Source organism: Rhodopirellula baltica SH 1 (assembly GCF_000196115.1).
Lineage (GTDB): Bacteria > Planctomycetota > Planctomycetia > Pirellulales > Pirellulaceae > Rhodopirellula > Rhodopirellula baltica.
This window is the reverse complement of record NC_005027.1, coordinates 159,395-186,163: the sequence shown is the minus strand read 5'-3', so window position 1 is coordinate 186,163 and position 26,769 is coordinate 159,395. Positions and strand designations below refer to the sequence as shown.

Here is a 26,769-nt window from a genome sequence, read left to right as displayed (position 1 = left end):
CGTCCAGAAAATGGTGAAAGGTTGAATGCAATGAGGGAATTCGATGTGGGCTGGTGAGAGCCCGAATGTCGTGGCTACTTCTTGGCCAAGGACTCGTCATCCTTGTTGCCAATTTCAAAGCTATTGATGTAGCCAATCGGATCTTTCGCGTCGTATTTGTTGCCGTCGATGAACTCGGTCGTGACTGCGCGGTAACCGTCGTAGTCCGGAGCCGGGATTTCATTTGGATCGAGTTTGCCTTCGCTGATTAGAAGCTCGGCGGCTTGGCGATAGATCTCAGGCTTGTAGATCTTCTTGGCCGTTTCGGCGTACCAACTGGCGGGTTTGGATTCTGTGATTTGTCCCCAGCGTCGCATCTGTGTGAGGAACCAAATCGCATCGCTGTAGTGCGGGTAGCTGGCTTCGTGTTTGAAGAACACGTTGAAGTCGGGCATCTCGCGAACGTCGGTGGATTGGAAGACAAACGTGCCCATCATCGAGTTGCCAATCACCTCTTTCTCCGCACCGACATAATCTTTGCGGCTGAGGATTTCGACGGCTTCTTCGCGATTGACCAATTTGCCCGAGTCATCGGTGGCATCCAGCCATTTGCCAGCACGGATCAGAGCCTTGATCACGGCCAAGTGAGTTTGTGGATTCTTCTCCGCCCATTCTCCGGTCACGCCGAAGACCTTTTCAGGGTTGTTCTTCCAGATGTCGTAGTTCGTGGTGACTGGAACACCGATGCCAGTCACAACCGCTTTTTGGTTCCACGGTTCGCCAACGCAGTAACCTTTGACGATGTCCGCTTCCAGGTTCTGAGGCATTTGAGGCGGTGGCACCGTCGACAATTTGACCTGTGCGTCCGTGAAGCCTTTGATGTCAGATTCGGTGTACATGCCGGGATGAATCCCTGACGCGGCCAGCCAATATCGAATCTCGTAATTGTGAGTGCTAACAGGAAACACCATGCCCATCGGGAATGGTTCGCCCGCGTCTTGCAGGTAATCCTCGACAATCGGTTTCAGGCTGGCGGCGCTGATGGGATGTTTCGGTGTGGGGCTCTTCAGTTCAGGATCGTTCTCCTGCATCTGTGCCCAAACTTCGTTGCTGACCGTGATGCCATTGCCGTTGTAGTCCAGGCTGTAAGCGGTCACGATTGGCGACTTGGTTCCGACACCGATCGTTGCACCGATCGGTTGGCCGGCCAACATGTGTGCGCCGTCGAGTTGCCCATTGATGACGTTGTCGAGAAGGATCTTCCAGTTCGACTGGGTTTCCAAAGTGACGTTCAGTCCTTCGTCGTCGAAGTAGCCCTTCTCTTTGGCGATCACCAAAGGAGCGCAGTCGGTCAGTTTGATGAAGCCGAATGTCAAATCCGATTTCTCCAAGTCCAACATTGCAGCAGACTCAGTTGGATTGACGTCCACTTCAATTTTGCTGATGTCGACTTTTGCAGCGGCGGCTTCGAGATCCTCCAGTGACACTCCGGAGTCGGCACATCCGGTGAAGACAGCGGCGAGAGCGACACAACCAAGCAGCATGAGTTTGTTGGTGGTCCTGATCGCTTTCTTCCACGCGGATCCGGACGTCGTTCTTGAGCTAGCCGTTTGACGCGTTCCCGCTGATTCGCTTCGCGAATTGGATTCTGATTCGGTGGAGATGAGCGGAACGCTCTGTGATTCGAGGCAGAAGCCGGGAACGCGAAAAAGCATTAGAAAACTGTCCGTCGAGAAGAGTGCTGAAACCGTGAGCAATAAAGTGGCATCAGTGATGCAGGTTTAGCGAATCGCAAGCGTCATGCCGGATGCAGGGGCGCGATGTGCGCTGCTGGTTCTTGTGGTGCGTGAGCGAACCTTAGGCGGCGTTAGAGAGCGGAAAGTGCGCCAAGGCGGTTCGGCAGTCGATTGGGAAATCGTCGGTCGCGTTGGGTCTGCTTAAGTCTTCAGCAGACTGAGAGCGACTCTGCACGCGGATTGGGCACGTGCCTTGAGAGCTGTTTCAGGCCGGAATCTGTCCGTGTTTGCCTGGGGAGGGATGCCCATTCTTAAACGGGTTTTGGCGGGGTTGGCCTCACCGTAACCCCAGAATCGCGGCCCAATCGGTTGCGAGTGATTGCTCGAAAACACCACCGCAATCACTCGTGAACAGGGCAGAAGCGTTGCTGAATGAGTTGGGAGACTTTGATCATTGCAACGTTTGGGTGCGGTCGGTGGGGATGCATATTGAAACACTCGGCGTTTGTTGATTCAGCATCACTTTGAATGCGCCGATAGCCAAAACGGGTCGCTATGAAGTTTTGGATGTTGAGTTCGTTTCATCTCCGTTTTCATTGCACTTCCTTTATCTCAGGCGGAAGGAACCAAGGCGATCCAAATCGATCCGGATGATTCGAATTCACAGCCCACTCCATGAAGGAGGCACAACGCCATGTCCCAACGCAATTGGAAACGCCGCTTGCTAAGTGCGATCGCGATCGCAACAGCGGCCATTTCCACTCACTCTCACGCTCAAGACACTTCCGGTCTCGAACCGGTTGAGGTCCTCGTCTTTCAACAGGACTCAGGGGCTCTGACGGAACCTGGGCCCTCGCCGACTTCTCCGAGCGAAGCGCCCGCTGCTTCCTCGATTGTTGAATCGCAGTCGCCAATCGCGGAACCAGTTGTGGATTCGTCCACCTACTCGGACCCCTACGCTTCGTACTCAGCTCCCTGCACCTGCTGTGCAAATGGATGCTGCACAAAGAAGAAAAAGGAAGCTGCGATGGCAAAGATGAAAGGTGCCTACCAAGGCGTCTTCTATGCCAACGACTTCAGCTACCTGGATGACCCATGCTACGACGGTCCGTCTTTCTTCGGTGACTCACTGAAGGGAATGTTCAACGGCACGTTGGATGTGGGTGGTGAAGCACGTGTTCGCTATCACAACGAAAACAACCACCGTGGATTGGGCATCACCGGCAACGATGACAACTTTTGGTTGACTCGTTACCGCATGTTTGCCAACTGGCGTTTGTCGGACAACCTCCGGTTCTACGGAGAGTACTTGTATGCGGATTCGGGCGGGGAGTTGTTCAACAACCGTCCGATCGAAGAGAACCGTGGCGAGGCACAGAACTTGTTCTTGGAAGCACAACTGACGGACAACTTGTCTGTTCGCGGTGGACGCCAAGAGTTGTTGTTGGGTGCTCAGCGATTGATTTCGCCTTTGGATTGGGCCAACACTCGTCGTACCTTTGACGGTGTGCGTGCAACCTACGCAAACAAAGACGGTTCGATCGATGCGTTCTACACCCACCCCGTGAAACGCACCGCTGCCTACGAAGACAAGTGGGATGCCACGAACCAAGATGTTCAGTTCTTTGGTGCGTACATGACGCGCAAGGACACTTGGTTGGGTCAGTGGGAAAACTACTACCTGGGTCTCAACAACGACACGACCAATTTCGACTACCACACGATTGGTAGCCGTATCGTTGGCAAAACGGATTCGGATTGGTTGTACGAATACGAAGGCGGAACTCAGTTCGGAACCAACAGCGACGGGACCGACCACAGCGCCGGGTTCTTCACCGGTGGCTTGGGACGTCAAGTCGCGATGACCAGCGATTGGAAACCAACGTTTTGGTTCTGGTATGACTACGCTTCAGGTGGTGATGATGAACTTCGTGGTGGCGATGGTTTTGACCACATGTTCCCATTGGCTCACAAATACTTGGGCTTCATGGATTTGTTCGGTCGTCGAAACATTCATGACATCAACGCACAGTTCATCACGCCATTCTTCGGTGAGAAAGTCAAGTTGGTGCTTTGGTACCACTACTTCATGTTGGACGAAAAAACGACGCCGTTTAACGTCGTGATGAATCCAAGCAATCCTGGCAACGCTGCGGGCGATCGCGAACTAGGCCATGAGATCGATGTCTTGTTCCAGATCGCGCTCAACCCACGCAACAGTGCGTTGATCGGCTACTCGCACTTCAACTCGGGCAAGTACTACAGCACCACCGCCGGTGTGCAGGACTTGGACGCCGACTTCTTCTACTTCCAGTATCAAACGCGATTCTAAGTCGCGACGACGGAAGCTAGGAAAGCATTTTGATCGCCCGATGTGTCTCACATCGGGCGATTTTTTTATGCGCAGTGATGTTTGCGCAACCTTGCCGATTTGCGTTTTCGAAATGGTTCAGGAACTTGAGCCTTTGTCTTGCTCGGGAATTTTCCTGCAACCCGCATCGGGCGTTAACGAGAACGTCACACTCGGTTGATAGTCTTCGCTCGAAATCAATTTCAAGCAACGGTCGATCGACGCCGGGTTTCTCGCCGGTCACTCAGCGCAGGAAATCGTTGAGTCTTGTTTGGTCGTTCTCATCCCTTTCAAGCCAAGGACGCTGGCATGCAGAGGCTCGCCCCGACGTCGGTCCGGACCCTCTTGGTGAGCGATGTGCATCTTGGATCCAAGCATTCACGTGCCGACGAGTTTCTGGCGTTTCTGCGTGAGTTCCATCCCGAATCGCTGTATTTGGTGGGGGACTTCATTGACGGATGGAAGATCAATACGGGTTGGCACTGGTCGAGCGTTTGCGACGAGATCATTGCTCATCTGATCGGCTTGGCGCGACGAGGCACGAAGATTCACTACGTCGCCGGCAACCATGACGCGTTCCTGCGTAATCCGGCCTTTCGCGCAGGTTGTTTGGCGACTTTGCCACGGTTTGAAGTTGGCAACGAGTTCGTTTTGCAAACACTGACAGGGTGGAAGTTTCTGATCACTCACGGTGATCTCTTCGATCGCGTCGAAAGCATCGCACCGTGGTTGTCCAAAGGGACGACTGCGTTCTACGACACCTGCCTGAGCATGAACCGTTGGTGTTATCGGACATGGCAGCCAAGCGAAGGCAATCCCTATGGGTTGTGTTCCGTTCTGAAAGACCGAGTCAAACGCTGGATTCGCTTTGTCAGTGATTTCGAATCCCGCATTCTGCATCACGCGAAGCAACGCGAATGCGACGGAGTTATCTGCGGACATATCCACACGCCTGACATCGTGAGCAGCGATTCGATGTGGTACTGCAACACGGGTGATTGGGTTGAGAACTGCACCGGACTGGTGGAACGTCATGACGGTCGACTGCATTTGGTCCGACGCTACGACGAGGACTTATTCCTTCGTCTGCCCACACAAGAAGAAACGCTGCGTCGTTGTTTCGATGCCAGCAAAACGCCAAGTACCGACGCAACAGAACTCGTGTCGGTCAACGGCGAAGATTCCTCGTGCGGTTACGCCGCCTGATGCACTCGTTCACTCGGTAATCACTCACCTAATCGAAAGACAACTTCGCATGGTCGCAAACTGGCTTGGCAACAAGTGCTTCAAAGTCGTTCATCAAAAGAACCTTGTCTACAACACTTGTTGGGAAGATCCTCGGATTGACCGGCAGGCGCTTTCGCTGGGACCGGATGATTCCGTTTTGGTGATCACCTCTGCGGGTTGCAATGCGTTGGATTATGCACTGCAGGCACCCAAGTCAGTTCATGCGGTGGACATGAACCCGCTGCAAAATGCATTGTTGGAATTGAAGTGCGCCTCGATTCGATGTCTGACTTATGACGATTTCTTCAACGTGTTTGGCCGTGGTTACCATCCCGCTTGGCAATCGCTCTATCACAAGCACGTTCGCGGTGCGTTGACACCGGACACGCGTGCGATTTGGGATCGTCGTTTGGACTTCTTTGATGGGACGTCTCGCCGAAAGAGCTTCTACTTTCGCGGCACATCCGGACTGTTTGCTTGGTTGGTCAACGGTTACCTGAAGCGTCCTGCGGGTTTGAGGGAAGCGATTGCGGAATTGCTGCAAGCGGAATCGGTTGATCAACAGCGAGAGATCTATCAGAAACGTGAGATCAATCGGTTACTCTGGAGCAAACCGCTGCGTTGGGCTTTGCGTCGTGACACGACGCTTGCGATGTTGGGCGTGCCCCGCAGCCAACGCAATCAGTTGGACCAATGTTATCCCGGTGGCATCGGTGGATTCATTCAGGACCGGATCGAGGCTGTCTTCAAGACGCTCCCGCTGCGAGACAATTACTTTTGGCGAGTCTATTTGACAGGGAGCTACACCCCGGATTGCTGCCCGGAATATTTGAAGGAAGAGAACTTCACGGAACTGAAGAACGGTTTGGTGGATTGTGTTCAGACACACACCAATACTGTGGAAGGATTCTTGACTGAGCACGATCAGCCGATTTCGCGATTCGTGCTGCTCGACCACATGGATTGGTTGTACGATCGTTATCCCGAGTTGCTCGCATCGGAATGGCAGAGCATTTTGAATCGAGCGACCTCGGACGCCCGCGTTTTGTGGCGTAGCGCCGCTTTGGCAGTCGACTTCGTCAATCCATTGATGCTGCAGCACAATGGCAGCCAGGTTCAGCTTGGTGACTTGCTGCACTACCACGATGAGTTGGCGAGTTCGCTGCATGCTCGGGACCGGGTGCACACCTACGGCAGCTTCTACATCGCTGATTTGTTTGGACACTCCGTCGGTGAGTGTGTTGAGACACGCGGGGCAGCTGGAGTCGCGGCATGAGCGAGGCCATCAAACCGACGTCCCGTTTTGACGATCTGAAAATTCTTTGGCATTTGTTGTTTCGACCCGTTCGTGGTAACACGCATGGCGAACGATTGGAAAGTTTCTACGAAGGTCAAGCGTCCCACTATGATTCGTTTCGTGCGAGGCTGCTGCACGGACGCTCGGAACTGATGTCTTGGGTCGATTTTCCCGACAATGGTGTGTGGGTCGATATTGGTGCCGGGACCGGACACAATTTGTTCTCGATCGAAGAACGTTCCAAGTCGCTTGCCGAAGTTCACTTGGTTGATCTGTCGCCGTCGCTGCTCCAGATCGCGTCCGAACGCATCGAAGAACGCCAGCTTAGCAATGTGACGCTGCATCACGCGGATGCGACTCAGTTTGAGTTGCCTGAAAACAGCGTCGATGTCGTCACGTTTTCGTATTCGCTGACGATGATTCCGGACTGGTTCGAAAGCGTTTTGATTGCCAGGCGGATTCTCAAGCCCGGCGGAGTGATCGCGGTGACCGACTTTCACGTCTCACGAAAACATGCTGCCGCACCGAGTCGCCAGCACGGATGGTTGAGGAGGACGTTTTGGTCGCTCTGGTTCGCATCGGACAACGTTTACTTATCCAGCGATCATCTTGCGATGCTTCATCGGCAATTCAAAATAGAACGATGTGAGGAGCGGTTGGGTAGCGTGCCCTACATGCCGCTCGTGAAGGCACCGTACTACCTTTTCCTCGGTCGCAAACCAGCCAACTGAGGAGCGTTTCGCTTGGTTCGTTCACCAAGCCTTGGACCAACTCGCGATGACCGAGTAATCCGTTTCGAGTTGGATTCCGTCTAGGTCTTGTGCGATGGTGGGAACAAATTCAACGTTGAAGTAGTGGCCGTGTGCCATCAACTGGGTTCCGATGCCGAGGTTGTACCAGTAACCGCCGCGAAACTCTTCGACGTTGGTGGAGATCACCAGGTTGTTCGCGGAAGAATCCGATCCGTCGTAGTCGGTACGCCACAAATGCTCACCGCGAAGCGAGACCGACCAGTTGTCGGTGAGCAGAACGCTGGTCCAGGAGTTCAAACGGAATTCGTCGCTGACGCTGTACCCGCGGTAGTTGCGGCCGATCGGCAAATCGGTTTGAAACTGGACCCCACCGCTCCACCATTCGCGAAAGTACTTCCACGTGACGCCGGGGCGAGCGTTGAATGTGCCGCTACCAAGTCGCATTGGATATGGCAACGGTTGTGACATCAGCCCGCCCGTCGGTGCGGTCGTTTCACGATAGATGTCACCAGTCGGCACTGAGCATCCCAGGTTGAACAGTAAGTCTTGCGAATCGGTGCTGTACAGTCGCAGCAGTGCGCCCAACGCGGTGTCGCCAAAGCCACTGTTGTGAGTCGTGAATTCGCCACCTCGGCCGGCCGGGTTGCCATCGCCGCGAATGTGATCCATGGTCAACGCGGGCATCATCAGCATCGTGTATAGCGTGACGTCATCCGATGCACCGTACATGATGTGGGCCATGTGCATCTCCATGGTCATCTGCGTCGGCGTGGCTCCCGCGTTGGTTTGGATGCCATCCACCACGATGCCTGCGGGAGCACCTGCCGGCCCAATCGCGTCTTGGTCGCTGACAGTGGTTTCGCCGATGCGATTGTCCTCCATCGACATGACCATGTACTTGTACTCGACCATCCACTCGCCTTTTTGATGCAAGTGGTCGCCCATAATGCCCGCTGGTGCGTGCTTGTCGGCAAGGCCTTTTCGACTGGGGTGATCCGCATGAACCACGGTGCAGGTGAAGGCGAAAAGGACAGCTGTCGCTGTGAAACACAAACGCATATCAAACATCCTGGGGACAATGGGAATATTCGCTTGAATCGGAAGAATCAAAGCGAGCCCACTGTTCGGTTTGCTCGGGTCCCAGAACCAGCATTGGCCGCAAACTTTGACATCGTATTGTCAGCGCGTTTAGCCGGGATCATTTTCAATCGAAACGGTTGAACGAGGTTGGCGGCTCCTCCCGGGTGACAAGCAGGTCCGCAGGAGTTTTTCGGCATTGGAACTGTTTTGGATAGCCCTGTTGCTTCCACGTGCAACCGGGGCCGACGCCCGAACGGCTCAAATCGTAACACCCGATCATTCCTGCCGATCTGCTTCGTTCGTTATCCTGTCAGAACTGCTCGCATCACTTCGCCATCGGAAATCTTGCATTTTGCCGCGTGAGCGTTTGTCGCAACTCTTGCTGCAACTCTGATGCGAGGTCCGCTTGCTGAGTGGACAAATCATGCAGTTCGCCGATGTCGTTGGAGAGATCGTACAGTTCAACTCGATTGTCTTCGGCGAATTGCAACAACTTGAATTGGCCTCGCCGAATAGCAGACTGCGGTCGAGTCCGGCTCGTAGCGAAATCGTCGATGCCGATCGAGTCCGGCGCTTTGGCGAACCCATTCTCAGGATGGTAATACGGAAAATGCCAAATCAAAGAATGTTGTTCGTTGGTTGGCGGAGAGTCGCCACGCAACGATCCAGCAAAGCTTTCACCATCACACTTCGGTGGATTGCCACCTGCCAAAGCAACCATGGTTGGCAGCAAGTCGTACCCGATCACCGGACGGTCAATTTCAGTCTTCGGTTGGACAACACCTGGCCAGCGGACGATCATCGGCACGCGAATTCCGCCTTCGTACAGATTCCATTTTGATCCGCGCAGTGGTGCGTTGGCCGTGTACTCCGGGTGACCACCGTTGTCAGAATTTAAAATCACGATGGTCCGATCGGCTCTGCCCGATGCTTCAAGTGAATTGAGAATTTGACCAACGTGATGATCGAATGTTTCCAAAAAGGCGGCGTATTCGATTCGATTGTTTCGCTTCTTCGAAGTTGCCGGAACTCGAGCGTCATACTTTTCCCGCAACCATTGGCACGGTGTGCGAACGGGTGTGTGGACATAAAACGAAGACGCCATTGCAAAGTATGGACGATCATGGTCCTGACGAAGAAAAGCACCGACACGCTGGACCATCGAATCAGGAGCAAATCTGCCAGGCTCTTTGATCGTCGCAACGGGTGAACGTTTCCAGTCGTAAGGATGAGCTCCGTAGTCTTCTTCCGCGAACTCGAATCCTTGTTTTGCGGGACCGTGCGTTGGACTCCATCCCAAATAGCGTTCATGGTGAGAACTGACATGCCATTTGCCGAAGAACGCGGTTTGATATCCCTCGTCCTTCAAGCACTCGGCGATGGTTTGTTCTTCAAGCGGCAGATTCAGAGTCAACGGAGGGGCCGACATCGGCGTTGGGAAATCGATCTTCTGTCGTCCCGGTTCGTTCTTTGTGACAAATTCGAACTGCAATCGAGCGGGTGTCTTGCCGGTGAGGATGGATGCACGTGAGGCCGAACAAATGGGTGCGGGCGAATACGCTTGAGTGAAGCGGGCCCCCTCGGATGCCAACCGATCCAAATGTGGTGTGTCATGCCATGGGTGCCCATAGCAGCCGAGGTCCGACCACGCCAAATCGTCCGCCAAGATGAACAAAATGTTTGGGCGATTCTCCGCGTCGGCGACTGCGAAGTGTGAGTCCGAAGCAACGAGACAGCAAAAGGCAGCGACAGCCTTTGCGAAGAAGGATGGATTGGACATTGCGTTGAATAGGTGGGGAAGGTGCGTCGAAACGCGGTGGGATCACAGTGTTGTTGTTGAAGCATGAACACCTGTGAAGCGACGGGGAAGAGATGTTTTTCGTCTTCTTTGTCGCTGGAGTCGCTAGCATCTTGGGTAGACGCCTTGGTGTCAAATAAACTGTGCCCCTCCGACTTTCCGCCTTCCAGTTCGAACCCCGCCCCAGCCAACATGCCAGCGACCAATTTTGCCGCGGTTTCTCGTTTTGTTTTTCTGCCACTGATTTTTGTATTCGCCACTGAAGCTTCGCGTGCCGCTGAATCAACCCCGCCAAACATCGTTGTGATTTTGGCCGACGATATGGGCTACGGTGACATGGGATGCATGGGCAGCCAAACGTTGCAAACACCGAATTTAGATCGACTGGCCGAATCCGGTGTGCTGTGCTCGCAAGCCTATGTTGCCAGTGCGGTGTGTTCGCCTTCAAGAGCGGGATTGCTGACCAGCCGCGATCCTCGGCGGTTTGGATACGAAGGCAACCTGAACGCGTCCGATGAGAATTACGCGACTCGGCCTGAGCTGCTTGGATTGCCGACGAGCGAAAAGACGCTGGCGGATCATCTCGGCGCAGCTGGTTACGCGACCGCTTTGATTGGCAAGTGGCACTTGGGAATGGGCGAAATGCACCATCCCAACCGCCGTGGCTTTGATCATTTTTGCGGGATGCTCACCGGCAGTCATCACTACTTTCCTGCGACGATGAAGCACGTCATCGAACGGAACGGGAAACGTGTGGACGATTTTTCCAGCGAGTACCTGACGGACTTTTTCACCGACGAAGGTTTGCGGTTCATCGATCAGCACAAATCCGCCAACCCGGACCAACCCTGGTTTGTGTTCTTCTCTTACAACGCACCGCACACGCCGATGCACGCCACGGAAGCTGATTTGGCACGATTTGCAAACATTCAGAATCAGAAACGCCGGACCTATGCCGCGATGATGTACGCGTTGGACCGCGGCGTGGGGCGAATCCGTGAGCACTTGGAAGAGACGGGGCAGTGGGAAAACACGTTGTTGGTTTTCTTTTCGGACAATGGCGGTGCGACCAACAACGGCAGTTGGAATGGACCCCTTCGAGGTGTGAAAGGTTCCATGCGAGAAGGCGGGATTCGCGTCCCAATGATCTGGACTTGGCCGGCCAAATTTCCTGCTGGTGTGCTATACGACGGCGTGGTCAGTTCGTTGGATTTGCTGCCAACGTTTTGTTCCGCTGCGGGTGCAGAGCCGTTGGCACTCGCGGATCCCATGTCCCACGAAGATGCATCGAATCGCAAACGTATGAATCGTTTGTCCGGCACACATGACGGAATTGATATGGCACCTCATTTGGCAGACGGCAGCGAACCGCCCAATCGTCGTTTGTATTGGCGATTGCAGGGGCAAGCCGCGATCCTGGATGGCACTGACAAACTACTGCGTCCCTCGCATCGTCCGGCCGAACTGTTTGAGGTCTCCACTGATGTCTCGGAAAGCCATGACTTGTCGGCACAGAACCCATCCCGCTTTCGCGAACTGTATGACGAACTGGGAGCATGGGAATCCATGTTGACCACGGTCCCGCTGTGGGGATCCTCGCCGTATTGGTCGGGACAATCTGCGAAACACTACGATGCTTGGGAACCGAGGCCCGAGCCGGAAACGACGACATCGAAGGAGCCCCAATGACTTCTGAACCTAACTCCGAATCGACGGAAGCCATCAATCCATGCGATTCTGAATCCTTGCGCGCGATCGCGGGCAAGCTTGGGATCCAAACCGCGAAGCGGCATCTTTTTCTGTGTGCAGATCAGACGAAGCCCAAGTGCTGCGACAAAGACGCCAGTTTAGAATCGTGGAATTTTCTCAAGCGACGCTTGAAGGAACTCTGTTTGGTTGGTCCTGACGCCAGTGTCATTCGCACCAAAGCCAATTGTTTGCAAGTGTGTGCGGCCGGCCCAATCGCGGTGGTCTATCCCGATGGTGTTTGGTATCGCGACTGCACCCCGGAGGTGCTTGAACGCATCATTCAGGAACACCTGATTGGTGGTGAAATAGTGGAAGAATACTGCTTCACTCGCAACGAATTGAATCGCTGAATCGACTGCCTTGACTTTCTCTTGATCACAATCTTTCCCAGGACGTTTGCATGAGTTTGATAACACGAGCGACCACCGTCTTTCTGTCGGTACTGCTGACGCTTGTTTGGTCGATGCCGACCGGCGCGGCGGATCCCGAGCCAGTGGACTTGGTCGTCTACGGTGGCACTTCGGCCGGAATCGCTGCTGCGGTTCAGGCTCAACGGATGGGCAAGACTGTGATCGTGATCGAACCCAGTCAGCGAGTTGGCGGGCTGACCACGGGCGGTTTGGGACAAACGGACATTGGTAACAAGGCGGCCATCGGTGGGATAGCTCGAGAGTTCTATGAAGATATCGCGACGTACTACCAATATGCGTCGGCGTGGAAGTTTCAACGGTCGGATGAGTATCGCGGCGGAGGCCAATCGAAAACCGCGGCGGGAGAAGCTGCCATGTGGACGTTCGAACCGAGCGCGGCGTTGTCGGTCTATGAAGATTGGATTGAGCGAGATGGCATCCGAGTCGACTACGGCAAGCGTCTCGATCGTTCCGCAGTGATGATGACTCGTAGCCTGCCCGCTCGGATCATCGCGATTCGAATGGAGTCGGGCGAAACCTATCGGGCTCGCATGTTCATCGATGCGACTTACGAAGGCGATTTGTTGGCCGCCGCCGGGGTCAGTTACACCGTGGGACGCGAAGCAAACGAGCAATATGGCGAAACGCTCAATGGCGTGCAGACCAAGATGGCGATTCATCATCAACTGCGAAATGGCATTGATCCGTATGTCGTTCCCGGTGACGCCAGCAGCGGTTTGCTACCGCATATTGATCCAGACGGACCGGGGGAAGAAGGCGGTGCCGACCATCGGGTACAGGCCTATTGTTTTCGAATGTGTTTGACCGACCATCCCGACAATCGCATCCCGTTCGAGAAACCGGATGGGTATCAACCGTTGTGGTACGAGTTGATGCTTCGCAACTACGAGGCGGGAGAGAACGCGGCACCGTGGATCAATTCCCCCATGCCCAATCGCAAGACGGACACCAACAATCGCTTGGGTTTTTCAACGGACTTCATAGGCCAAAACTACGACTATCCGGAGGCCACCTACGAGGAACGTGAAAAGATCGTCGCGGCTCATCGGCTCTATCAACGAGGGTTGATGTGGACGTTGGCCAATCACCCTCGCGTTCCCGAGAACGTTCGCAAACAAGTCGCTCGTTGGGGGATGTGCAAAGACGAGTTTGAGGAAGGCAACGGCTGGCAAGACCAGCTCTACATTCGCGAAGCTCGACGGATGGTTGGTGAGTACGTGATGACACAGAAAAATTGCCAAGGTTTGCCGGTCGAAGACCCGGTCGGATTGGCGGCGTACACGATGGATTCGCACAACCAGCAACGCTATGTCGATGAGAACGGACATGCACGCAACGAAGGCGATGTTCAAGTCGGTGGTTTTCCGCCGTACGGCATCAGCTACCGATCGTTGGTTCCCAAACGACGTGAAGTTTCCAATCTACTGGTGCCGGTTTGCTTGTCGGCAACGCACATCGCATTTGGTTCGATCCGGATGGAGCCCGTGTTCATGGTGCTTGGCCAAACAACCGCGACCGCGGCGGTCATCGCAATCGACGACCAAGTCGCGGTTCAAAACGTTGATTACGAACGGCTGGCAAGTCGCTTGCTCGAAGACAAACAAGTGCTGACCTACGCCGGTCCGGAAGCGAAACCCGGGATCGACCCCAAGTCACTCGATGGCGTTGTCGTTGACAACTCACAAGCCAAGACGGAGGGCGGTTGGATGGTCAGTAACTCATCGGGTCAACGCGTCGGGATGAACTACTTGCACGATGGTGACGCCAGCAAAGGCGATTGCGTTGCGGTCTATGAAGGCAAATTGAAACGACCCGGACGCTACCAGGTGAACCTGCTGTGGCCGGTGCATCCAAACCGTGCCAGCAACACGCTGGTGACAATCACGGATGCTTCGGGAAAGCAGCATGAGGTTCGCGTGAATCAACGCGATTCAAAATCCGGTGGTCAAGCGAACCTCGGTGAGTTTGAACTGGAGGCATCCGCAACCGTCGAGATTAAGAACGAAGATTCGGATGGCTACGTTATCGCGGATGCGGTGCAGTTCATTCCCGTTGGCGTTGCCGGCGAATGAGGTTGTCCAAGCCACCGGTCTGGATGTGACAACTGATTCAGCGACGAAAACTTTGTCGCGGTTGATCATCTCGAAGTGAACGCTGCTAGCCAAAACGCAGCTAGCCACTATGGAACGAGAGAGCCCACGTTTTTTCGTCTTCATCCAATTGCCAAAGTTATTCCTTCCAATGTTGTTTGAGTTCCTTTATGAATTGTCGATGGATGCTTTTCGTCGTTGCGATTACGCTCACGACCACCGCCAAAGCGGTGGACTCTGATGCAGCTTCGTTGACCCTCGGGAAATTGCCGGCGGGGAAAGTTTTGTTTCTCGGAAACAGCATCACGCTCCATGGACCGTCGGAAAAGATTGGATGGAAAGGCAACTGGGGGATGGCGGCGAGCTCAAAAGAGCAGGACTATGTTCACCTTGTAACAGCGAGAATTGCCAAATCGATCGGGGATCGTCCGAAGATCAAGGTCCGCAACATCGCTGCGTTTGAGCGAGAGTACGAGACGTTCGACGTCGCGACCGGTCTTAAAGACGAGTTCGGATTTCGAGCGGACATTGTGATCGTGGCGATCGGTGAGAACGTGACCGCACCGGCCACAGAGGAAGCCAAGGTTGCGTTTGCAGAGGCGTTCTCAGGGTTGTTGGATTCGGTGCGGCAACACGGCAAACCAGAGATCTTCGTTCGCAGTTCGTTTTGGCCGAATTCGGTCAAGGATGACATCATGCGTCATGCCAGCGAGGCTGCGGGCGCGACCTTCATCGATATCACCGAATTGGGGAACGATCAGGCGAATCGAGCGAGCGCCGAACGAGACTTTGAGCACGCCGGAGTGGCGGCTCATCCCGGTGATAAAGGGATGCAGGCGATTGCCAGCGCGATCGTGGCAGCCATCCGCGCAAATGCAGGCGTCACGGAGTAGTGAATGAGCACCTATGCGTGCTTCGGTGAGTTCGTTCACGATCCTGATTGACCAAAGCGTGCCAATTTGTGGAACTCGCTATGCTGCGGTTTCGTAGGTCGATCAGCTCGGTCGTCTACTTCACGCTTTCGAGTTCGACGATGAAGTGGAGAATCGCGTGAGCGGGGATGGAGCCGGGCGAGCCGCGTTCGCCATACCCGAGATAGGACGGCACCCACAGTTCGATCATCCCGCCTTCACCGATGAGTTGCATGCCTTCGGTCCATCCGGCGATGACGCCGTCCAAAGGAAAGGTGGTTGCTTCACCGCGGTCATAGGAATTGTCGAAGACTTTTCCGTTGTTGAGCCAGCCACGGTAGTGGACTGAAACGGTGTCAAAGGCAGTCGGTTTTTTGCCGTCCGATTTTCGGAGGATCCGATATTTCAAACCTGAGCTTGTTTCGATGAACTCCAAGGACGCATCCGAGTCCATCGGGCCCGTGCCGGCTTGCAACTCAGGTCGGTCGACGAACGAAACGAAGTTCGGTTTCGCCGGCTGAGCATCCGGGAAATCGGGGAGCGTCGGCTCGGAAACGATCGGCGGGGTGGACGGTGCCGTGGAGCGACACGCCGGAACAATCAGCAGCATGCCGATCAGACACACTGGCAACCAAGTCTTCATTTCCACTTTTTCGCTCCGGTCTTGCATCCTGCATTCCTCCGACACGACCGCCGGAAATGAGCCTTGCTTTCATATTTCGATTCGACGGTAGCGAAATCGAGCCGTTCTCGAAAGTCCGATCTTTTCTGGGCGGATAGCGTCGAGTTCGCGAGAACGCAGACGAATCTGGTTGTTCGTCCCAAACATGAATCACAGGATGCCAGACGATGGGCGGTGCCGCTGGCGTCGCGACCGCGTAAACTCAATAGCCAACCAACCGATCGAGCCAAAGGGCGAGGGATTCAAGTGAGATGAAAGTCATTGTCGATTTATGCGTCGTCCCAATGGGTGTGGGAGTCTCGGTGGGCAAATACGTTGCCGAGTGTCAAAAAGTGTTGCAAGAGGCTGGATTGAAGCATCAGCTTCACGCCTACGGAACGAACATCGAAGGCGATTGGGACGAAGTGTTCGCCGCGATCAAGCTTTGCCACGAACGAGTTCATGCGTTTGGTGCGCCACGCATCACCACCAGCATCAAAGTTGGAACGCGAACTGATCGCGAGCAATCCATGCAGGACAAGATCGATAGCGTGGTTGAGAAGACGACTTAGAACCACCCAATAGAGCAGAGAAAAATGAAAGGATTCTGTATGTTCCGAAATCCAAGCCAACGCTCGAACTTCAGTCTGTGTTGAAAACCGGAGGGCTCGCGCCCAACCGCCAACAGGGGCGGCGAATTGGTTGGTCGAAGACTTGAAGGGAGTGGGATTTTATTAGCGGAGTGGCGCAAGCCACCCGGTGCCGACCCCCGCATTTGCAATTGACGGTTTAAGCGATCCATGCGGAAGGAAACGAGTTCTTGGTTGCCAGGTAGAATACGAACGGCTCGCGGCGGTAGCACCGAAGAGTGAGCAACGTGTCCGAACCGGACGGCTCATTTCACGAGGAGTTTGAGGTTGCAAGACGACCCAATCGCATTCTTTTTGACTTGGACGTGCTATGGAACCTGGATGCCAGGTGATGATCGCGGCTGGACCAAATGGCATTGTGGGGACCAGGTGCCACAACCTCGGCTCGCGGATTGGTGTCGCGACAAGATGGTTGATTCGGCAGTCCTTTTGCTACCAGAGCAGCGAACAATGATCGAATCCGTCGTTCGCGAACATTGCGAAAAGCGGTGTTGGTGTTTGCACGCCGTCAATTGTCGAACCAACCATTGTCATGTTGTTGTGACGGCACCGAACTACGACGGTGAGCAGGTTCGAGATCAGTTGAAGTCATGGGGCAAGCGGCGGATGAAAGAGCGTGAGCGTCAGTTGGGTGTGGCTGAAGAATGCGTGCGTGATCGCTGGTGGACGCGGAAGGGAAGCGTGAGATACTTGTTCGATGAGGATTCGCTTTCGGCTGCGACAACGTACGCGTCGGAAGCTCAGGACGTAGGCGGTTCGAGTGCGAACTCGTTGTGATTCAGCTATATGAATCCGACGTCGGTTTGGTAGTTGCGTGCGGGACCGGAGGGCTTGCGCCCTGCCGCTAACAAAGTCAGCGTGTGGGGCCGGAGGGCTCGCGCCCTGCCGCTAACGAAGTTAGGCGAAGGAACGAGGATCATAGCGAGGCGGCGGCGAAAACTTCCTAGTGGTGTGGCGCTGCCCCGTAGCGGACTTCTTATTCCGAACGTGAACCCAAGGCTCATCATCAATTCAGTTCGGTGCGCTCAGTTGGATGGTGCGCAGTCGAAGAGCATTGGCAATGACTGAGACGCTGCTGAAACTCATCGCGGCGGCGGCGATCATGGGGCTGAGCAGGATCCCGAAGAAGGGATACAACAGACCGGCCGCGATTGGGATTCCCAGGGCGTTGTAAGCAAACGCGAAAAACAGGTTTTGGCGGATGTTCCGCATGGTTTTTTGGCTGAGTTGTTTCGCGGCGACCACGCCCCGTAAGTCACCGCCAACCAGTGTCACGCCCGCTGACTCCATCGCAACGCTGGTCCCGGTTCCCATCGCGATTCCGACATTGGATGCGGCTAAGGCCGGCGCGTCGTTGATGCCATCGCCACACATCGCAACCGTTTTGCCCTCCTGTTTGAGTTGTTGGACAAAGTCGTGTTTGGCTTCCGGTGACACGTTGGCTCGGAAGTCGTCAATTCCGAGTTGTTTGGCCACGGCCTCGGCAGTGGATCGAGCGTCACCGGTCAGCATCACGACTCGCAGTCCCAAAGAGTGCAAGGCTTGAATTGCGTCGGGCGTGCTTGATTTAATCGGATCTTTAATAGCGATGATTGCGGCGAGTGATCGATCGACGGCGACGTAAACCACCGTGGCGGCGTTCGCCTGATGTTGTTCCGCTGGATCACGAACGGATTCCAAACCGGTCACATTCAACTCAGCCAACCAATTGGGATTGCCGATCGCAACGTGTTTGCCATCGACCTCTGCAACCACGCCTTTGCCTGTTGTGCTTTGGAAATCTTTCGCAACACGTCTTTGAGTGTCGGAGGCCTCCGCGTATTCGACGATCGCTCGGCCGAGCGGATGCTCACTGGATTGTTCCACCGCGGCGGCGATGGCCAGCACATCGGATTCGCTCCAGTCCCCTTGGGTTTCGATGGCCGTGACTGCGGAACGCCCCTTGGTGAGAGTTCCGGTTTTGTCGACCACGATGGTATCGACCTTTTCCATGATCTCCAAGATTTCAGCGTCGCGAATCAAAACGCCTTCTTTCGCACCACGTCCCACACCCACCATGACGGACATGGGAGTAGCCAACCCAAGTGCGCATGGGCAAGCGATGATCAATACGGCGATTGCGGAAACGAAGGCGTAGGCGAGTGCGGGTTCAGGGCCGACAATTGACCAAACGATGGACGCGAGAATGGAGCTGAGGATGACGGCCGGTACAAAGTACTGGGCCACTTGGTCGACGAGTTTCTGAATGGGGGCTTGGCTGCGCTGCGCATCAGCGACCATTTGTACAATCCGGTGCAGAACAGTATCGCCGCCAACTTGTGTGGCGGTCATTTCCAGCGATCCGGATTGGTTGAGCGTCCCACCGGTCAACGCGTCACCTTCGTTCTTTTCAACGGGGACCGGTTCACCTGTCAGCATTGATTCGTCAACCCGCGACGAACCGCGAATGACTTCGCCATCGACGGGGATCTTTTCGCCTGGACGAATTCGCAAATGATCGCCCGATTGGACTTCGTCGAGCGAAACATCGCGTTCGTCTTCCCCCTCAATTCGATGAGCGATGTCAGGTGTGAGTTGCATTAGTTCGCGGATCGCACCGCCGGTCTGCTGTCGAGCTCGGAGTTCGAGGACTTGGCCGAGCAAAACCAACGTGATGATCACCGCGGCAGCTTCGAAGTACAGCGGTGGTCGATCGGCTTCGTAGAACGCAGTGGGGATCCAGTCGGGAAGCAAGATCGCGAGGACGCTGAAGCCAAACGCGGCCAATGATCCCAGTGCGATCAGAGAGAACATGTTGAGATTCCACGATCGGAACGATTTCGCACCACGAACAAGCAGAGGCCACCCGCACCAAAACACGACGGGAGTCGCGAGAGCGAATTGCAACCAGCCATCCATGCCGGACGAAATCCAGCGATTGATTGGGAGACCGACCATGGGGCCCATCGATAAGATCAACAGCGGAACCGAAAGAGCGACGCCGATCCAGAATCGGCGTTTCATATCGTTGTATTGGGCTTCGTCTCCCGAAGAAGTCGGATCGACAAACTTGGGTTCCAAATCCATGCCGCAGATCGGGCAGTCTCCCGGGCCAACCTGTTCGACTTCCGGGTGCATCGGGCAGGTGTAGACTGCCTCGGGGTCGTCGGATTGCTGGCTGGTTTGGGGCTTGCCGTGCGAGCCACCGCCGCAGCAAGTGGGCTGAGTGCTGCAGCAGTCAGACGATTCCGATTCGGCGTTCTCTTTCTTTCGAGATTCCAGCACACCGTCAGGATCTGAATCGAACTTCTTTTGACAGCCCGCACTGCAAAAGTAGAAGGTTCGTCCGTTGTGCTGACTGGAAAGTGACTTGGCAGGGTCCACCGACATGCCGCAGACGGGGTCGATGGCTTGGATTTCGGTAGGATTCATTGCGTTGGCTTGGGAAGGAGGCATCCCTGCAGCTTACGCAATTCTCATTCCGACTGTTCTATGGACAGTTGGGCGACGGTCTTGGAAGACCATCGTACGGGCAATGTGTGGCGACGGTCTTGGGTGACCGTCGTGGGGAACTAGCGGACGACGATGGTGAGCCAGCCGTCGCGAGCGTCGATGCCGATGACTTTCGCGGAGCGTCCCGCGAGTGCTGGTAGCTGCAGCGTTGAAGGCAGCGTCCATTCGCGATGAAGAAGCGTCATCGGAAACAGTTTGTCAAAGCCCTCTTCGATGTTGGCTTTGATTGCGGTTTGCGAAAGCGTCAAGCGACGGCCGCCAGGGAATTTCAGATCGATGTCTTCGTCTCGAATCAGGATCATGCGTCCATCTCCGGTAATCGCGGGACGATACACCGCGGAAACTTCCAAACGACGATCGAGTTCTCGGTCGCCTTGCGCGAATCGATCGCCACGCAATCCAATTCGAAGCGTCTGGTCGCGAGCTTCGAAGTAGACGGGACGGAACCCGGAGAAGTCGACTTCAAAGGATTCAGCTTGCTCATCGTCATTGGAATCCGTTTCCACGGACGCGTCGTCTTTGTCCGATGGGATTCCGAACGAGCTGGTGAGATCACGCAGTTTTTCTGGCGTGAACGTTTCCCCGGCGAGCAACTTCATCACGGTGTTGTTGAGGATGCTTTCGTGCACCTGGATCGCCGCGCTGTATCCACCGGGATAGGTCCCCGATGAGGTCGCAGTTCGAACCATCGACAGCGACGGGCCTTCGCCAGCGGCTGACAATCCAAACGGTCGCCGCATTGTCGCTTGCACATGCACCGCATCCGTGGTCGATCCGATGGTGCGAGTGGGCGCGGGCAGGTCCAGACGACGCAACCATGGACTCATCTTTGCGTCGAGATCAGGGAACGTGCGAGCCGATGCTTCGTCGGTTTGTTGGCGGAATCCTTCCAGCACCCGGTCTTGTAGTTTTCTGCGAGAGATCGCTTCGGCTTGCGGTTTCATCTCAGCCGCTTTCTTGGACGCGATTTTGCGAACGAGTTTGAGCGGGTGATTGATTTGATTGATCTGCGTTGAAAGGCTGGCTGTTGCGATTGGCTCGCCAGCGAAGATTCGCTTTTCGGTGATGACCAATTGTCGAGCCGCGTAGACTTGGCCAAACCCGGAAGACCGCAGTGTGACCGGACCGTTGTAACCTTTTGTCGATGTTGAAAATTGTCCATCGAGACGAATCAACAAACGGACGTTGCCTTCGGATGGCAACAGTGAGCCGGTGACGTTGCCGACAACCCGTGCATCGCCAATGATTCGAGTGCCGAGCAAGCAATCGTTAACTCGTTCAGGATTGTTAACCGGACGGGTGATGGCGTCGGCAATCACGCGACCGTCCACAAACGCACGCAGGTTGGGTGACGAGTATCGTCCTGTGATGCGGGAGACCAAGTCGCCGGATTGGTTGGCTGCGGCAAGCGTTTCGACGATCGATTCGATTTGGGCGACTTCTTCACCCGACAAGTCGACGAGCGATCGCGGTGTGGATTCGGATTGCTCGCCGTCGATTTCTTCAGGCGAAAGAATCTCGGTGAGAGTTTCCAGTTGCCGCTCAATCACAGCGAGACCGCGTTTGGGATCTCCATAGCGGAGCGCGGCTAGGTAGCGATCAAGCGACTCTCGCAGTGCGACCAATCGCGAAAGCTCAAGGCCTTCTTCGGGGCCGCTGAGGCGTTGTGAAAGCTCGACAGCGGCGTTGCCGCGTTTCGCGACCGATTCATGGCCTTCGATCGCCGATTGAAGGGGGCCGAAGTCCAAAAACTTCATCCAAGCGTCGTAGTTGGATGGATCTGTCACTCGTTGAAAAAAGGCGTCTGCTGCCTCCATCGCCGCAACCACTTCGACTTCGGTTTGTTCCTGCGATGGCAAGCGATTCGCATCCAGCTCGGACTTGGATTGCTCGATCAGTTGTAACCACTGAGTCGTTTCATCCGCGGTCACGAAAGCCTGGTTCACGCAAACCGATGCACCCGCGAAGGCGATCGCAAAGACGAAACGAAGGGAGCCGCGAAAAACAGAGGAAGGCATGGAGCACGCTGGCGAGAGGATATGCGGATTGAGTGGAGTGGGTATTCTAGCTGGTGCTGGCGCCACGCAAGGCCCCGGTTGGCATCGTGATTCGAACCGTTGTCGGGTCGGACGGCTCGGATAGGTTGGGGCGGGTGTCTGAATCGAAGCGATTGTGGTATTCGTTCCGATTGAACCGCTCACTTCCTCGCTGGAGAATACTTGGATGTCGTCTGACTCGGCCAATCGTGACCTTGCCCCGTTGATCGCCTTGATGGAAACCGAAGCTCTCCAGCGTGGTGAGTTCACGCTGGCAAGCGGCAAAAAAGCGAACTATTACCTGGACTGTCGCCGCGTCACGTTGCACCCCAAGGGCGCTTGCTTGATTGGGCGAGCGATGTTGGACGTTGTGCTTGCCAACGCAAAGGAATCCGGCGTCATGCCTGCGGCCGTCGGCGGAATGGCGATCGGCGCCGATCCAATCACCGCATCGATCGTGACGTTGGCCGGTGGCGATGACGTGGATCTGAAAGGCTTCATGGTCCGCAAGGAACCGAAGGGGCACGGGATGGGACAGCAGGTCGAAGGCCCCGTCACACCCGGTCAAAAAGTTGTGATCGTGGAAGACGTGATCACCAGTGGCGGCAGTGCTCTGAAAGCCGTGGAAGCTGTCCAGGCCTTTGGGCTGGAAGTCCAGTACGTGCTCGCGATCATCGACCGATTGGCGGGAGGCGCCGAGGCATTCGCTCAAAAAGGGCTCGAGCTGAAAACGCTGACGACCATCCGCGATTTCGGTTTGGAACCCTGATCAACCCTGAGGCGTGTCGATCTCGACATGCACGATGATCAGAACATCTCCGGCGGCGAACGAATTCATCGGGCCGCTGCCGGCGGCGGGAGCGGGCGCCAGGTTACCGTTGATGGATAGGACCCGAGCACCGCTTTTGCGGATCCAGCGATTGATTTGCCGCTCGAGTTCGGGCAATTCGGAATCCACACCTTTGAAGAGTTTGACTTGTTGCACGACAGTTTCCGGGGGCGGTTCCAAGAAGAACGAATGAGTTTCTTTGTTTCATCGGTCGGTCACAGGATGTTGATCGAGGTGGTGAGCCGACGGCGAGCATCGTAACAAATCCCAACCCGGTTTGGCATTTCTGCCGGATCAGAAGCGGGCTTTGAAAGCGGGCGGCAGGCGCAGACGATTGAATTAGACTGGCGACTGGTTTGATTCACTCAATATGTCTCGTCGGAGAGTTGCCCGATGCTCGCTTCTGGCACCGAACTCAAAATCGCGAATTTATTCAGTCGTCGCTCGGATGCATTTTCGATTCGCCGGATGCCTGCGAATCAGGCGTTGGCAGCCGCAGCGTTTGTCACAATGACATTTGGCGGTGCGTCAATGTTGTTGGCTGATGATGCGAAATCCAAGCCGATCGTGATCGAAGGTGCCCAAACGACGTTGGTCACCGATCTCACGTTGGCCGCGCCGATCGCCGGGCGAGTGATGTCGGTGACCGCGACCGAAGGGCAGCAGGTTTCGAAAAGCGATGTCCTCGTTCAACTAGACGACCGGCGTGCGAAGGCTGAACTGGCGGCGGCCGAGTCAGCCGCGAAGGCGGCTGAATTGCGATCGACCAGCGATGTTGATCAGCGATATGCCGAACGGACACGCGAAGTTCGGATGAGGGAGTTGGAGCAAAGCATCGATGCGAATAAACGCTATCAGAACAGCGTGACCGCGACGGAAATTGATCGCTTGCAATTGGTGATTGACCAAGCCGGATTGTCGATCGAACAAGCTCGCAAGGAGTTGGAAGTCGCCGAGGCTCAAGCGGACGAGAAGCTCTCATTGGTGGAGATGGCCAAACTCAGGTTGTCCGAGCACCGTGTCGATTCGCCTGTCGTGGGCAACGTGGCCGAAACGATGGTCTCGGTGGGCGAGTGGGTTGAAGCCGGCGCACCGTTGCTGCGTGTTGTTTCTTTGGACCCGATCCGAGTGAGCGGATTCGTTGATGGGCGTGTTCACGGAGGTGAACTGAAAGGCCGGCCTGTCGAATTTGAATGGACGCAGTCGATTGGCGGCGAAGACCAAAGCATCGTGCTGAGCGGCGAGGTGACGTTTGTGTCACTCGAAGTTCATCCGGTCAATTCGCAGGTCCGGATGTGGGCCACTCTTCGCAATCCCGATCAACTCGCGAGACCGGGAGTCCGCGGAACAATGCGGATCTTGCCAGCGGTTGGTGAAGCAAAAACGCCGGCTGAGTGAGCCGGCGAGAATGAGTTTGTCTTCAACGAAATGAAAGCGTCTTCCGCACGGGATCAAGATTCTCGCCGCGCGGATTTGGTAACGCTTTGATCAAGGAGCCGGTGGAATCAACGCGGCGGGACCGACGTCCAGGTTGACTTCGGCAGCCAGCAGCATTTTGTACAAGTCGACTTCGTTGTCGATGTTGAGCTTGGTGAAGATGCTGCCGCGGTGCTTCGATGCGGTCTGAACGCTGATGCTGAGTTCCTGAGCGATGCCCTTCAGGGGTGAGCCACCAGCGAGAAGCAACATGACTTCGGTTTCGCGAGGCGAAATCTTTCGCAGCAAGTCCAAGGCTTCTTTGCGGACTTGGTGACGAAAGCGATCACGACGGTGTTTGCGGATTGCACTGTTGATTGCATGCAGGATTTCCTCGTGGCGGAAACCTTTTTCGATGAAGTCAAACACGCCTTGCTGGAATGCAGCTCGGCAGTTTTCGGCATCACCATGGCCGGTGACCAAGATGACCGGGATGGTCAACTCACGCCGCGACATTTCGGCTTGCAGTTCCAAGCCGCTCAGGCGTGGCATTCGCAAGTCAGCGACGACACAACCGTGTGAGTCGGCGTGCAAAAGCTTGAGAAGGTCTTCTGCCTGATTGAACGTTTCTGTCTTCAAGCCTTCTTGGGAGCACCAGCGTTGTAGCAGGTCCAGTTCGGCTTGTTGGTCATCGACCAAGTAAACGACTGGTTCAGGACCAGCGTCTTCTTGAGGCGATGCATTGGGGTCGAACAAATCGGAGTTCGGATTATCAAGAGCCGTCATGAGAGAACCGTCCAAAGAGAACGCATGCGTTGTGACCGCCAAATCCGAAGCTATTGCTCATTGCCAGGTCAACTTTTTGTTCCCGGGGTTGGTTGGGAACATAGTCGAGATCGCAACTTGGATCTGGTGTGTCGAGATTAATTGTCGGGGCAATCACATTGTTTTGGATCGTTTGGCAAAGAATCACCGCTTCAATCCCGCCGCTAGCACCCAAGGAGTGTCCCAGAGCGCTTTTGGTACTGCTGATCGCAACGTTTTGGGCATGGTCACCTAAAACGGTGTGGATCGCGCGAGTTTCTGCTTTGTCACCCAAAGGTGTGCTCGTCCCGTGAGCGTTAATATAATCAATTTCAGAGGCCGCGCGGCCACTGTCCTGAATCGCGGCTCGCATGGCAGCGGCGGCACCCAATCCTTCTGGATCAGGAGCGGTGATATGGCCCGCGTCGCTGGTTGTTCCATAGCCGAGGACTTCCGCGTAGATCTTTGCACCGCGAGCTTTCGCGTGCTCGAGTTCTTCGAAGACGAGCAGCCCTGCGCCTTCGGCCAAGACAAAACCATCGCGGTCAGAATCAAACGGACGGCTGGCCCGTTGAGGTTCGTCATTGCGGGTCGAAAGGGCTTTCATGTTTTGGAAAGCAGCCAAGCCCATGCGAGTGATCGCGGCTTCGGTTCCGCCGGTGATCACAACATCGGTTTCGCCACCACGGATACTGCGTAGAGCGTCTCCCATGGCGTTGGTTGCACTGGCACATGCGGTTGCGACCGCGTAGTTGGGGCCTTTGAGTCCATAGCGGATGGAGATGTTTCCCCCGGCGGCGTTGACCATCATCTTTGGGACGGTGAACGGGCTGACTCGGTCGGGGCCCTTGTTGAGCATTCGCTCGATTTGTTCTTCGATTTCGTTGAGGCCACCAATGCCCGAACCCAATATCACACCACAGCGTGTTCGGTCGGTTTTTTCCCAGTCGATGCCGGAATCCTGGACCGCTTGTGCACCAGCGTGAACGGCGAACTGAGTGAAACGATCCAGACGTTTGGCTTCTTTGGGTTCGACATGATCCGCAACATTGAAGTCAGGAATGTCGCCGCCAAAGTGAACCTTGTATTTCGACGTGTCCATGATGGACAACTCATGGATCCCGGACTTTCCGGCCAACAAGGCTGACCAAAGAGTTTCGACGTCGCAGCCCAAAGGTGTGACGGTACCCAAGCCGGTGATCACGACACGTCGTGACATGGAAGGATCGTAAGAAGGCGTTGAAGAAGCGTCCGTCATGAGCGTGGTGACGAATTAACGTGGTTGAGTGTTGAGAGAAGGGACCGCGGCACACGCGAGAGGCAACATAACAAAAAACGCCGCCAGCACCTTGTCAATATAACGAATTGACAGTGTGAAATGGCGGCGATGCAGTCTGCGTTGCGGATGATTGCGATTGGCGAAACATTGCCGGGTGACGCATGGTTTGACGTCGTGTCAAGCCGCTCGTTTGAGTGAGGGC

General features: G+C 55.3%; 21 protein-coding genes. 12 read left to right on the top strand and 9 right to left on the bottom strand.

Features of this window, described 5'->3' with window-relative positions; translation table 11 throughout:
• Window positions 1–74: 74 nt before the first annotated feature.
• Entirely contained in the window at window positions 75–1,694 is a 1,620-nt protein-coding gene (locus RB_RS00785) for a CmpA/NrtA family ABC transporter substrate-binding protein (protein ID WP_164922647.1), read from the bottom strand.
• 715 nt (window positions 1,695–2,409) lie between these two features.
• Between RB_RS00785 and RB_RS00780 the strand changes: the two genes are divergently transcribed.
• From RB_RS00780 to RB_RS00765, 4 genes are all read left to right on the top strand, one after another.
• Complete coding sequence (locus tag RB_RS00780) at window positions 2,410–4,047, top strand: alginate export family protein (RefSeq protein WP_011117871.1); 1,638 nt, start codon at window positions 2,410–2,412, stop codon at window positions 4,045–4,047.
• Window positions 4,048–4,413: 366 nt separating this feature from the next.
• The gene (locus tag RB_RS00775) at window positions 4,414–5,271 is read left to right on the top strand and encodes a UDP-2,3-diacylglucosamine diphosphatase (protein ID WP_164921293.1); all 858 of its coding nucleotides are present in this window, start codon (window positions 4,414–4,416) and stop codon (window positions 5,269–5,271) included.
• 49 nt (window positions 5,272–5,320) lie between these two features.
• Window positions 5,321–6,568, top strand: a complete 1,248-nt coding sequence (locus RB_RS00770) for a DUF3419 family protein (RefSeq protein WP_011117868.1) — start codon at window positions 5,321–5,323, stop codon at window positions 6,566–6,568.
• On the top strand, window positions 6,565–7,320 hold the full coding sequence (locus RB_RS00765) for a class I SAM-dependent methyltransferase (protein WP_011117867.1): 756 nt from the start codon (window positions 6,565–6,567) through the stop codon (window positions 7,318–7,320). Before RB_RS00770 ends, RB_RS00765 begins: the two co-directional genes overlap by 4 nt.
• Window positions 7,321–7,341: 21 nt before the next feature.
• Here RB_RS00765 and RB_RS00760 read toward each other — a convergent pair whose 3' ends face one another.
• Together RB_RS00760 and RB_RS00755 are read right to left on the bottom strand one after the other, a co-directional pair.
• Window positions 7,342–8,409 carry a transporter gene (locus tag RB_RS00760; protein ID WP_165447199.1) on the bottom strand — a complete coding sequence of 356 codons (1,068 nt, stop codon included), beginning with the start codon at window positions 8,407–8,409 and terminating at the stop codon, window positions 7,342–7,344.
• A 337-nt stretch (window positions 8,410–8,746) separates the two neighbouring features.
• Entirely contained in the window at window positions 8,747–10,201 is a 1,455-nt protein-coding gene (locus tag RB_RS00755; RefSeq protein WP_011117864.1) for a sulfatase, read from the bottom strand.
• 210 nt (window positions 10,202–10,411) lie between these two features.
• Between RB_RS00755 and RB_RS00750 the strand changes: the two genes are divergently transcribed.
• The 4 genes from RB_RS00750 (at window position 10,412) to RB_RS00730 (ending at window position 15,382) form a co-directional block, all read left to right on the top strand.
• Window positions 10,412–11,908 (top strand): sulfatase-like hydrolase/transferase, encoded by a 1,497-nt coding sequence (locus tag RB_RS00750; RefSeq protein WP_164921292.1) that lies wholly within the window; start codon window positions 10,412–10,414, stop codon window positions 11,906–11,908.
• On the top strand, window positions 11,905–12,318 hold the full coding sequence (locus RB_RS00745; RefSeq protein ID WP_007331848.1) for a (2Fe-2S) ferredoxin domain-containing protein: 414 nt from the start codon (window positions 11,905–11,907) through the stop codon (window positions 12,316–12,318). The genes RB_RS00750 and RB_RS00745 overlap by 4 nt, the downstream gene beginning before the upstream one ends.
• A 50-nt stretch (window positions 12,319–12,368) precedes the next feature.
• On the top strand, window positions 12,369–14,471 hold the full coding sequence (locus tag RB_RS00740) for an FAD-dependent oxidoreductase (protein ID WP_011117861.1): 2,103 nt from the start codon (window positions 12,369–12,371) through the stop codon (window positions 14,469–14,471).
• 203 nt (window positions 14,472–14,674) lie between these two features.
• The gene (locus RB_RS00730) at window positions 14,675–15,382 is read left to right on the top strand and encodes an SGNH/GDSL hydrolase family protein (protein WP_231846081.1); all 708 of its coding nucleotides are present in this window, start codon (window positions 14,675–14,677) and stop codon (window positions 15,380–15,382) included.
• Between the two features lie 115 nt (window positions 15,383–15,497).
• Here the strand turns inward: RB_RS00730 and RB_RS00725 are convergent, their stop codons facing one another.
• Window positions 15,498–16,049 carry an FKBP-type peptidyl-prolyl cis-trans isomerase gene (locus RB_RS00725; RefSeq protein WP_007331845.1) on the bottom strand — a complete coding sequence of 184 codons (552 nt, stop codon included), beginning with the start codon at window positions 16,047–16,049 and terminating at the stop codon, window positions 15,498–15,500.
• A gap of 284 nt (window positions 16,050–16,333) precedes the next feature.
• Between RB_RS00725 and RB_RS00720 the strand changes: the two genes are divergently transcribed.
• Together RB_RS00720 and RB_RS00715 are read left to right on the top strand one after the other, a co-directional pair.
• On the top strand, window positions 16,334–16,633 hold the full coding sequence (locus RB_RS00720; protein ID WP_011117857.1) for an MTH1187 family thiamine-binding protein: 300 nt from the start codon (window positions 16,334–16,336) through the stop codon (window positions 16,631–16,633).
• Between the two features lie 345 nt (window positions 16,634–16,978).
• Window positions 16,979–17,488, top strand: a complete 510-nt coding sequence (locus RB_RS00715) for a transposase (RefSeq protein ID WP_164921290.1) — start codon at window positions 16,979–16,981, stop codon at window positions 17,486–17,488.
• 234 nt (window positions 17,489–17,722) lie between these two features.
• Here RB_RS00715 and RB_RS00710 read toward each other — a convergent pair whose 3' ends face one another.
• Together RB_RS00710 and RB_RS00705 are read right to left on the bottom strand one after the other, a co-directional pair.
• Entirely contained in the window at window positions 17,723–20,146 is a 2,424-nt protein-coding gene (locus tag RB_RS00710) for a heavy metal translocating P-type ATPase (protein WP_011117853.1), read from the bottom strand.
• 116 nt (window positions 20,147–20,262) lie between these two features.
• Window positions 20,263–22,221: a hypothetical protein gene (locus tag RB_RS00705; RefSeq protein WP_164921289.1), complete on the bottom strand. Its 1,959-nt coding sequence runs from the start codon at window positions 22,219–22,221 to the stop codon at window positions 20,263–20,265.
• A gap of 205 nt (window positions 22,222–22,426) precedes the next feature.
• On the opposite strand from RB_RS00705, the gene pyrE reads away from it, so the two are divergent.
• The gene (gene pyrE, locus RB_RS00700) at window positions 22,427–23,008 is read left to right on the top strand and encodes an orotate phosphoribosyltransferase (RefSeq protein WP_231846080.1); all 582 of its coding nucleotides are present in this window, start codon (window positions 22,427–22,429) and stop codon (window positions 23,006–23,008) included.
• On the opposite strand, the gene RB_RS00695 is transcribed toward pyrE, so the two are convergent.
• A complete protein-coding gene (locus tag RB_RS00695) occupies window positions 23,009–23,224 on the bottom strand; it encodes a hypothetical protein (protein ID WP_007324903.1) in 216 nt (71 codons plus the stop codon).
• A gap of 237 nt (window positions 23,225–23,461) precedes the next feature.
• Here RB_RS00695 and RB_RS00690 point away from each other — a divergent pair, with 237 nt between their 5' ends.
• Window positions 23,462–24,466, top strand: coding sequence for an efflux RND transporter periplasmic adaptor subunit (locus RB_RS00690; RefSeq protein WP_011117849.1), 1,005 nt, complete (start codon window positions 23,462–23,464; stop codon window positions 24,464–24,466).
• Window positions 24,467–24,556: 90 nt separating this feature from the next.
• On the opposite strand, the gene RB_RS00685 is transcribed toward RB_RS00690, so the two are convergent.
• Window positions 24,557–25,270 (bottom strand): response regulator transcription factor, encoded by a 714-nt coding sequence (locus RB_RS00685; RefSeq protein ID WP_007324901.1) that lies wholly within the window; start codon window positions 25,268–25,270, stop codon window positions 24,557–24,559.
• Entirely contained in the window at window positions 25,257–26,546 is a 1,290-nt protein-coding gene (gene fabF / locus RB_RS00680) for a beta-ketoacyl-ACP synthase II (protein ID WP_007331838.1), read from the bottom strand. Before fabF ends, RB_RS00685 begins: the two co-directional genes overlap by 14 nt.
• Between the last annotated feature and the right edge of the window lie 223 nt (window positions 26,547–26,769).

What these genes read in the sequence shown, in the direction of transcription:
- RB_RS00785 (WP_164922647.1), bottom strand. Translation starts at nt 1,694, where the DNA reads ATGCTTTTTCGCGTTCCCGGCTTCTGCCTCGAATCACAGAGCGTTCCG.
- RB_RS00780 (WP_011117871.1), top strand. Translation starts at nt 2,410, where the DNA reads ATGTCCCAACGCAATTGGAAACGCCGCTTGCTAAGTGCGATCGCGATC.
- RB_RS00770 (WP_011117868.1), top strand. Translation starts at nt 5,321, where the DNA reads ATGGTCGCAAACTGGCTTGGCAACAAGTGCTTCAAAGTCGTTCATCAA.
- RB_RS00765 (WP_011117867.1), top strand. Translation starts at nt 6,565, where the DNA reads ATGAGCGAGGCCATCAAACCGACGTCCCGTTTTGACGATCTGAAAATT.
- RB_RS00760 (WP_165447199.1), bottom strand. Translation starts at nt 8,409, where the DNA reads ATGTTTGATATGCGTTTGTGTTTCACAGCGACAGCTGTCCTTTTCGCC.
- RB_RS00755 (WP_011117864.1), bottom strand. Translation starts at nt 10,201, where the DNA reads ATGTCCAATCCATCCTTCTTCGCAAAGGCTGTCGCTGCCTTTTGCTGT.
- RB_RS00750 (WP_164921292.1), top strand. Translation starts at nt 10,412, where the DNA reads ATGCCAGCGACCAATTTTGCCGCGGTTTCTCGTTTTGTTTTTCTGCCA.
- RB_RS00745 (WP_007331848.1), top strand. Translation starts at nt 11,905, where the DNA reads ATGACTTCTGAACCTAACTCCGAATCGACGGAAGCCATCAATCCATGC.
- RB_RS00740 (WP_011117861.1), top strand. Translation starts at nt 12,369, where the DNA reads ATGAGTTTGATAACACGAGCGACCACCGTCTTTCTGTCGGTACTGCTG.
- RB_RS00730 (WP_231846081.1), top strand. Translation starts at nt 14,675, where the DNA reads ATGCTTTTCGTCGTTGCGATTACGCTCACGACCACCGCCAAAGCGGTG.
- RB_RS00720 (WP_011117857.1), top strand. Translation starts at nt 16,334, where the DNA reads ATGAAAGTCATTGTCGATTTATGCGTCGTCCCAATGGGTGTGGGAGTC.
- RB_RS00710 (WP_011117853.1), bottom strand. Translation starts at nt 20,146, where the DNA reads ATGCCTCCTTCCCAAGCCAACGCAATGAATCCTACCGAAATCCAAGCC.
- RB_RS00705 (WP_164921289.1), bottom strand. Translation starts at nt 22,221, where the DNA reads ATGCCTTCCTCTGTTTTTCGCGGCTCCCTTCGTTTCGTCTTTGCGATC.
- pyrE (WP_231846080.1), top strand. Translation starts at nt 22,427, where the DNA reads ATGTCGTCTGACTCGGCCAATCGTGACCTTGCCCCGTTGATCGCCTTG.
- RB_RS00690 (WP_011117849.1), top strand. Translation starts at nt 23,462, where the DNA reads ATGCTCGCTTCTGGCACCGAACTCAAAATCGCGAATTTATTCAGTCGT.
- RB_RS00685 (WP_007324901.1), bottom strand. Translation starts at nt 25,270, where the DNA reads ATGACGGCTCTTGATAATCCGAACTCCGATTTGTTCGACCCCAATGCA.
- fabF (WP_007331838.1), bottom strand. Translation starts at nt 26,546, where the DNA reads ATGACGGACGCTTCTTCAACGCCTTCTTACGATCCTTCCATGTCACGA.